The following is a 7,414-nucleotide window of genomic DNA, read 5'->3' on the forward strand; positions in this document are numbered from 1 at the left end:
CGCGATCGCTCCGCCGCCGACAGGCGGCAGCGCCAGCGCTTGATCTTGCCGGACCAGTCGTTGACCAGGGTCGAAAACGCCGCGTAGCTCGATCGCACGCTGGCATCGATGGCGGTGTCGGCCGCGGCCTCGACCAGTTCGACGCCGCCCGGTCCCTCGATCCGCTGCGCAAAGTCGCCGGAGGTGCTGCGCCCGGCATCGACGACCAGGAACATGACCCGCCGCACCCTCACCGCCTGCCGCTCGGTCATCGGCTCGAACGGGCGCTGCGCCGCCAGCATGCCGATGCTGAACCCGGACAGGCCGTAATTGTCGACCAGGCCGCCATCGAGCAGCTTCACATAGCGCATCGAGCCGTCGTGATAATGCGCGGTGGCTTCCGCGAACGATCTCAACAATGGTTGCGCATCCGGGTCGTGGCGGGCGCGCTCGATCCATGCCGGCAATTGCGTCGCACAGCCGCCGGGATAGGTCTCCAGCACGATCGGCGCGAAGGCGAGCGGCACCGCCGCCGAGGCCGCGACCGCCTCAGCGACGCGGTAGGACCGGATGTCGCTGCACAGGGCATCGAAGGCGGTCTTGCCGAACACGAACGGCGTGCGGTTATAGATGTCGGAAGCGTTGATCCAGACCCGCGGCCGCCGCTCCTCTCGGAAAACGTCGAACCGTGCGCCATCGAACAGATTGCGGTCGAGCCAGTTGGTGAACTGGCTGTCGTTGACGCCGCCGCCCAGCGCGCGGCCGATATTGCCGAGCGACAGCTGGGTATTGAGCGCTTCCTCGGCGTTGCGCAGCAGGAAACGCTCGCGGAAGTCATCCAGCGCCGCGCGTTTCTTGAGACCGAAATAGGCCGCCGTGACCGAGCCGCCGGACACGCCGGAGATGAAGTCGACGCGGTCGAGCAGCGTTTTCGCCTGGTCGGAACCGGACCGGGAACGGTCGAGCTCTTTCAGCACCCCGAAAGAAAAAGCCGCCGCACGCGAGCCGCCCCCGGAGAACGACAGCGCCAGCAGCAGATCGTCGTCGTAGCTTGCGACCTCGCGTCCAAAATTATTGTCGGTGAGCGCGGTGCCGAGCGGCGCATTGCCGGGCAGATTGTAGACCGTCGCGCATCCGGCGAGAATGCCCGCAAATGCGACGGCCGACACCGGTAGAACCCACGCCCGCATGTTCGACGCCCGCACGCAACACTTTCGTCGCGGGCCCCGCCCCGCGACTTCTAGTCTATCATGAACAAGGTGGCGCCGGCATGGCCGTGCCGGCGGTGCGCCAACAGGGTTAACGTCGCAACGCCGCGTTCATACCCGCCTGCTCGCGAGCAAGGCTTGCACGATCTCTTCCCATTCGGCGTCGAGAGCGCCGGTCGCAGCCGGTTTGCCGGCCTTTCGATACCAATAGCCGGCGTTGCCGATATCGCCTTCGACCCGGTGCAGGTAGGCGTGGACCCACGCCGCTTCCGAGGTCTCTTCATCCTGGGCGATGCCGTGTGCTTGGTCCCAGTTGCCTTTGGCCGCCCACCACAACGCCGCCAGCGGCGCGTCTAGATTCGACGCAGGCTCGGCGCCGGACAGGCTGGCTTTGAAGTCGGTGACGTTCACCACCATTTCGCCGGCGTGAACCGGCCCGCCGCCTGCTCGATCACCTCGCCCAGCGAGAACAGCGTCTCTTCATCGAACGGGCGGCCGATCAGCTGCAGGCCGAGCGGCAGACCCTGGCTGTCCTTGCCGGCGGGGACCGCGATCCCCGGCAGTCCCGCCATGTTCACGGTCACCGTGAAGATGTCGTTGAGATACATCTCGACGGGGTCGGCGCCCTTCTCGCCGATGCCGAACGCTGCCGATGGCGTCGCCGGCGTCAGGATCGCGTGGACGCCTTTGGCAAAGCAATCCTCGAAATCCTTCTTGATCAGGGTACGGACCTTCTGCGCGCGCAGATAATAAGCGTCGTAATAGCCGGCCGAGAGCACATAGGTGCCGATCATGACGCGGCGGCGGACTTCGGCGCCAAAACCCTCGGCGCGGGTGTTTTCATACATTTCGCCAATGCTGCGACCCGGTACGCGCAGGCCGTAGCGCACGCCATCATAGCGCGCCAGATTCGACGAGGCCTCCGCCGGTGCCACGATGTAGTACGCCGGCAGGGCGTATTTGGTGTGCGGCAGCGACACCTCGACCAGTTCCGCGCCGGCCGCCTTCAGCCATGCCGCGCCCTCGGTCCAGAGCTTTTCGATTTCCGCGGGCATGCCGTCGAGGCGATATTCGCGGGGAATGCCGATCTTCATGCCTTTGACGGACTGTCCGATCGCGGCCTCGTAATCCGGCACCGCGCGATCGACCGAGGTGGTGTCCTTGGGATCGTGACCGGCCATCGATCGCATCAGGATCGCGGCATCCCGCGTGGTGCGGGCGATCGGGCCGGCCTGATCGAGCGAGGAGGCAAACGCCACGATGCCCCAGCGCGAGCAGCGCCCATAGGTCGGCTTGATGCCGACGGTCGCGGTGAACGCCGCCGGCTGGCGGATCGAGCCGCCGGTATCGGTCGCGGTCGCGCCCATGCAGAGCTGCGCCGCCACCGCCGAGGCCGAGCCGCCGGAGGAACCGCCCGGCACCAGCGTGGTATTGGCGCCGTCGCGCCGCCACGGATTGACCACCGGGCCGAAGCAGGAGGTCTCGTTCGACGAGCCCATCGCGAACTCGTCATTGTTGAGCTTGCCGAGCATCACGGCGCCGTCGCGCCAGAGCTGCGAGGTGACCGTGGATTCATAAGGCGGGATGAAATCGCGCAGGATTTTCGAGCACGCGGTGGTGCGCACGTCCTGGGTCGCGAACAGGTCCTTGATCCCGAGCGGAATGCCGGCGAGCGGACCGCCCTCGCCTTTTGCGATCTTCACATCGACCTCGCGCGCCATGGCCCGCGCCCGATCCGGCGTTTCCAGCACAAAGGCATTGAGCGCGCGCGCGGCCTCGATCGCCGACAGATGCGCATCGGTCAGTTCAAGCGACGTGAAGGATTTGTTCGCGAGGCCAGCTTTGGCCTCGGCGATGGTCAGCGATGTCAAATCGGTCATTTATCAACCGGGCTGCAGAAGAACGGAGACAGCGTCTTGTCGTTGGCCGGGTCGTCGCGGCGCTTCTTGTCGTCGGCTTCCAGCTGATCGAGCACAGCGTCCATGGCCTTATCGGGATCGGCCGCCTTGCCCTGGCGCTCCATCGCATCGAGATAATTCATGTAGGCCGCATAGGCCTTTTCATCGTCGCAGAGCATGCACATCGGATTTCCCGTCTCGAAGACAGAGCCTTAAGTTTATTCCACGACTTTCGGCACCAGAAAGAAATGATCCTGGGTCTCCGGCGCATTCCTGACCACATCGTCGGCGATCTCGCCGTCAGTGACCACGTCGGCGCGCTTTTTCATTTCCATCGGCGTCACCGAGGTCATCGGTTCGACCCCCTCGACATTGACTTCGGACAGCTGCTCGACAAAGGCCAGCATCGCGTTCAGCTCGCCCTGCAGATGCGGAATCTCGGCTTCGGTGACCGCGATCCGCGCAAGATGCGCAATACGGCGAACGGTGGCGGCATCGACGGACATTATGTAAGGGCCTCTAAGGCAGAATTCAGCCCGCCGTATAGCAGAGGGTGGTTTTGTGCCGCAACCGCGGGCTCCCTACCCCGCCATCCGGCTGAGCCGCGCCAGCGCAGCACCAGCCAGCGCCCGGGTCAACTCCGCCGCCGGCATCTCGCGGCCGAGCCGCACCGCCTGCCCGGCCCATAGATTGGTGAAATCGACCTTGCCGAGCTTTTCCGCCGCGACCTTCAGGGGGCCCAGGCCGGTCGCGGCATGCGGAAACGCCGGCGCATCCGGCGAGATCGGGCCAACCTCGCGCATCACCCGGTTGGCAACCCCGCGCGCCGGCCGACCGGTCATGACGTTGGTAATGACGGTGGAATCATCCCGCGCCTGGGCCAGTGCCACCCGTGCCGGCGCGATCACCCTCGATTCCGGGCAACGCAGATAGGCGCTGCCGATCTGCACGCCGGACGCTCCCAGCGCGAACGCCGCCGCGATGCCCCGCCCATCGGCGATGCCGCCGGCCGCGATCACGGGAACCTTCACGGCATCGACCACCTGCGGCACCAGCGCGAAGGTGCCGGGCTGCCCGGCAATATCCTCGGTCAGGAACATGCCGCGATGGCCTCCTGCTTCGGCGCCCTGCGCGATGATGACGTCGGCGCCGTGCTCCTCGAGCCAGATCGCCTCTTTCACAATGGTCGCGGACGACACCACGATGCAACCGGCGGCCTTGACGCGAGCGAGCAGCGCCGGATCCGGCAGGCCGAAATGGAAACTGACGATCTCGGGCCTGAGCTCCTCGACCAGCTCGCACATCGCGGCATCGAACGGCGCGCGGTTGGCGGCGTTGACCGGCGCCGCCGGGTCTAGCCCCAATTCTTTATAATAAGTTCCGAGCCGCTGCTTCCACCCGGCTTCGCGCGCCGGATCGGCTGCGACCGGCCTGTGACAGAAGAAATTCAGGTTGACCGGCGCCGACACGCGCTGGCGGATGATGTTGATCTGCTCGCGCGCCTTCTCCACCGACAGCATCGCACAGGGCAACGAGCCGAGCGCGCCACCCTGCGCCGCCGCGATCACCAGTTCCGCATCCATCACCCCCGCCATCGGCGCCAATACGATGGGAAATTCGGTCTTGAAAAGATCGATCAATCGGCGGTCCGGCCACATGGTCTGCTCGCTTGAAGATGGATGGGGGATTGGCAGGCGTCGTTGCCGCAGCCGCGGCAAACCTAGCACCCCGGGAGGCGGGAAAGCTATGCAATGCGCTGCTGCCTGGCCATCCAGCGCCGCAGCGCCACAACGGCCCAGATCGCCTCGACCAGCCCGAACGGCCAGGCGCCCTGCAGAAATCCATAAATGGACCCCAGCGCGCAGGCCACCGCAAATACGAGGATGAACCAGGGGCTGCGGTCTTCCAGCGCGTAGCTCACCAGCATCGCCGTGACCGCAAACAAACCAAACAGTGTCAGCCCGTCCATTTCATCCGCCCTTCTCCCGCTTTGCACGCCTTGCCGCCCGCGTGGTATGCGGGGCCATGCCGGCTCTCATCCTACCGCTGATCGACGCTGCCGCGCACTGGCCGGAACGCGGCGCGCTGGTGGGGCTCGATTTGGGCACCAAGACCATCGGCGTCGCCGTGTCCGATCCCGATCGCCGGCTCGCGACCGGCGTCGAGACCATCCAGCGCAAGGCCTTCAAGGCCGATGCGGCGCGCCTCATCGCCATCGCGGCCGAGCGCCATGCCGTGGGCTTTGTGCTGGGGCTGCCCATCAATATGGATGCCAGCGAAGGCCCGCGCGCGCAATCGACCCGCGCTTTCGCCCGCAATTTTTCCGGCCTCACCAAATTGGCCATCGCGCTGTGGGACGAGCGGCTCTCCACCGTGGCGGTGGAGCGCGAACTGATCGGGATGGACATGAGCCGCGCCCGGCGCGCGGAGGTGATCGACGAACATGCCGCGATTTTCATCCTGCAGGGGGCGCTCGATCGGCTGGCAAATCCGCGCGACATGCGCTGACGGCGTACTGACACGCTAGCTCGGCCCCGCCAGCAAATAGGTCTGCACCACCGCGGCGAAGTTGTTGAGGCCGTGCAGAATGATGGTCAGCCATGTCGATTGGAAGCGGTAGCGGAGATAGCCGAGCAACAGGCCGATCGAAAACACTTCGCCAAAGAAATACCAGTCGTATTGCAAATGCAGCGCCGTCCACACCGCCGATGACAGCAGGATGGCTCCGACGGGCCCGAGAAACGACTCTGACCAGCCGCGGTAGAGAAAGCCGCGCGCGAACAATTCCTCGGTGATCGGCGCCGCGACGCAGAACGCGATCACCAGAAGCCATAATGCGCCATCGGCGCGCGCCGATTTCAGCACGTCGATCATGAATCCGGGCGTGGCGTCACGGCCCGTCGCGCGCGACAGCAGGTCCCACCCCAGCACCAAAATAACGAGAGCCCCGACCCCGATTACGAGGTTGGTCCATGTGGTGCCGCGCAGTGCGAGATAATCGGCGAACGGCGTGCGCGACAGGCGGATGGCGAGCCACAGGGCGGCGACAACAGCGGGCAACCCCGTGATCACGGAGAGCGAAATCGTCAGGCCGCCGCTGAGCACCTGCGTCGCGGAAGCCACATCGATCGGTCCGTCCTGCCGCAATACAAACCAGGCCACGACCGCTAGCTGTCCCACAAACATCGCGGCGAACACGAACAGGCCCCACAGGGTGGTGCCCCAGAACTTCCAGATACGGGGCGGAGGTGGGACGGCAACGGCCGGCGTCAGCGGACTTGCGGGATCGAGGGAATCCATCAATTGGCTTTCAGGTTTTAGATTTTCGTCATGCCCGGACTTGAACCGGGCATCCATCACGCTTCACAAGATTCTCTTGTCGAGATGGATTGCCGGGTCAAGCCCGGCAATGACACTTGGATTGATATTCACGGCAGCGCCCGCTCCAGCAAGCCCCTGACATCGTCGTGGCCGAGATCGACCGCGCCGTACATGCTGGCGTGATTCCCGGCAAGCCGTGTGGCCGCGAACAATTGCGCGTGGCGGGGCGATACTTGATTGAGCGCGGCTGAGGCTGCGAGCAGCGCCAGTCTCTCCACCGCCAGCCGCGCCACCCGCTCGCCATCCGGTCGACGGAAAGTCTTGCCGATGAACGCGACCGCCTCGGTTGCGCCCGGCAAACCCCTGGTTTCCTCGGCCAGACCGCGCAATACCGCCAACGCCGCGTCCGCCTCGCGCGACAACGCGCGCAATACATCGAGGCACATCACATTGCCGGAACCTTCCCAGATCGCATTGACAGGGGATTCCCGGTAATGCCGGGCCAGAATGCCCTCCTCGACATAGCCATTGCCGCCGAGGCACTCCATCGCCTCGTAGAGGAAACCCGGCGCGCTTTTGCAGACCCAGTATTTGATCGCCGGCGTCAGCAACCGCATGTAGGCCGCCTCCTTTGGATCATCCGGCGCCCGGTCGAATGAACGGCACAGCCGCATCACCAGCGCAATCGAAGCCTCGACATGCAGCGCCATATCCGACAGCACCGCCTATGCAGCGCATGCGCGAGCCCCGAGCGCATCAGGCCGGCGGAGGCGATCGCGCAGTCCTGCCGCGTCAGCTGCACCATCTGGATGATGGTGCGGATACCCTTGCCCTCGTCGCCCACGCGCACCGCATAGGCGCCGTTGAATTCGACTTCCGAAGAGGCATTGGAGCGGTTGCCGAGCTTGTCCTTGAGGCGCTGGAATGCGATCGCGTTGACCGATCCATCCGGCGCAAAGCGCGGCATGAAGAAGCATGTCAGCCCCTGATCCGCCTGCGCCAGCACCA

General features: G+C 65.3%; 9 protein-coding genes and 1 pseudogene. 1 reads left to right on the forward strand and 9 read right to left on the reverse strand.

All coding sequences use genetic code 11. The features are described 5' to 3' along the window. The 7 genes from ABR948_RS26915 to ABR948_RS26945 form a co-directional block, all read right to left on the reverse strand. The coding region (locus tag ABR948_RS26915; protein WP_428123864.1) for a patatin-like phospholipase family protein at positions 1 to 1,169 on the reverse strand (1,169 nt) is incomplete at its 3' end. Between the two features lie 129 nt (positions 1,170 to 1,298). Then, the gene (locus tag ABR948_RS26920; protein ID WP_428123867.1) at positions 1,299 to 1,604 is read right to left on the reverse strand and encodes a hypothetical protein; all 306 of its coding nucleotides are present in this window, start codon (positions 1,602 to 1,604) and stop codon (positions 1,299 to 1,301) included. After that, positions 1,595 to 3,067 carry an Asp-tRNA(Asn)/Glu-tRNA(Gln) amidotransferase subunit GatA gene (gene gatA, locus ABR948_RS26925; protein ID WP_428123869.1) on the reverse strand — a complete coding sequence of 491 codons (1,473 nt, stop codon included), beginning with the start codon at positions 3,065 to 3,067 and terminating at the stop codon, positions 1,595 to 1,597. The genes ABR948_RS26920 and gatA overlap by 10 nt, the downstream gene beginning before the upstream one ends. After that, entirely contained in the window at positions 3,064 to 3,270 is a 207-nt protein-coding gene (locus ABR948_RS26930) for a hypothetical protein (RefSeq protein ID WP_428123872.1), read from the reverse strand. Before ABR948_RS26930 ends, gatA begins: the two co-directional genes overlap by 4 nt. A 33-nt stretch (positions 3,271 to 3,303) precedes the next feature. Further along, the gene (gene gatC / locus ABR948_RS26935) at positions 3,304 to 3,591 is read right to left on the reverse strand and encodes an Asp-tRNA(Asn)/Glu-tRNA(Gln) amidotransferase subunit GatC (protein WP_428123873.1); all 288 of its coding nucleotides are present in this window, start codon (positions 3,589 to 3,591) and stop codon (positions 3,304 to 3,306) included. Between the two features lie 75 nt (positions 3,592 to 3,666). Next, the gene (locus ABR948_RS26940) at positions 3,667 to 4,743 is read right to left on the reverse strand and encodes an NAD(P)H-dependent flavin oxidoreductase (protein WP_428123876.1); all 1,077 of its coding nucleotides are present in this window, start codon (positions 4,741 to 4,743) and stop codon (positions 3,667 to 3,669) included. An 86-nt stretch (positions 4,744 to 4,829) separates the two neighbouring features. Further along, the gene (locus tag ABR948_RS26945) at positions 4,830 to 5,054 is read right to left on the reverse strand and encodes a hypothetical protein (RefSeq protein ID WP_428123879.1); all 225 of its coding nucleotides are present in this window, start codon (positions 5,052 to 5,054) and stop codon (positions 4,830 to 4,832) included. Positions 5,055 to 5,110: 56 nt separating this feature from the next. On the opposite strand from ABR948_RS26945, the gene ruvX reads away from it, so the two are divergent. Further along, positions 5,111 to 5,593 (forward strand): Holliday junction resolvase RuvX, encoded by a 483-nt coding sequence (ruvX, locus tag ABR948_RS26950; RefSeq protein ID WP_428123881.1) that lies wholly within the window; start codon positions 5,111 to 5,113, stop codon positions 5,591 to 5,593. A gap of 15 nt (positions 5,594 to 5,608) precedes the next feature. On the opposite strand, the gene ABR948_RS26955 is transcribed toward ruvX, so the two are convergent. After that, a complete protein-coding gene (locus ABR948_RS26955) occupies positions 5,609 to 6,385 on the reverse strand; it encodes a CPBP family intramembrane glutamic endopeptidase (protein WP_428123884.1) in 777 nt (258 codons plus the stop codon). Positions 6,386 to 6,513: 128 nt separating this feature from the next. Beyond that, a pseudogene (locus tag ABR948_RS26960) lies at positions 6,514 to 7,414 on the reverse strand (acyl-CoA dehydrogenase family protein); the annotation flags it as partial.

The organism is Bradyrhizobium sp. (genome assembly GCF_050014615.1).
Taxonomy (GTDB): Bacteria; Pseudomonadota; Alphaproteobacteria; order Rhizobiales; family Xanthobacteraceae; genus Bradyrhizobium.

What these genes read in the sequence shown, in the direction of transcription:
- ABR948_RS26920 (WP_428123867.1), bottom strand. Translation starts at nt 1,604, where the DNA reads ATGGTGGTGAACGTCACCGACTTCAAAGCCAGCCTGTCCGGCGCCGAG.
- gatA (WP_428123869.1), bottom strand. Translation starts at nt 3,067, where the DNA reads ATGACCGATTTGACATCGCTGACCATCGCCGAGGCCAAAGCTGGCCTC.
- ABR948_RS26930 (WP_428123872.1), bottom strand. Translation starts at nt 3,270, where the DNA reads ATGTGCATGCTCTGCGACGATGAAAAGGCCTATGCGGCCTACATGAAT.
- gatC (WP_428123873.1), bottom strand. Translation starts at nt 3,591, where the DNA reads ATGTCCGTCGATGCCGCCACCGTTCGCCGTATTGCGCATCTTGCGCGG.
- ABR948_RS26940 (WP_428123876.1), bottom strand. Translation starts at nt 4,743, where the DNA reads ATGTGGCCGGACCGCCGATTGATCGATCTTTTCAAGACCGAATTTCCC.
- ABR948_RS26945 (WP_428123879.1), bottom strand. Translation starts at nt 5,054, where the DNA reads ATGGACGGGCTGACACTGTTTGGTTTGTTTGCGGTCACGGCGATGCTG.
- ruvX (WP_428123881.1), top strand. Translation starts at nt 5,111, where the DNA reads ATGCCGGCTCTCATCCTACCGCTGATCGACGCTGCCGCGCACTGGCCG.
- ABR948_RS26955 (WP_428123884.1), bottom strand. Translation starts at nt 6,385, where the DNA reads ATGGATTCCCTCGATCCCGCAAGTCCGCTGACGCCGGCCGTTGCCGTC.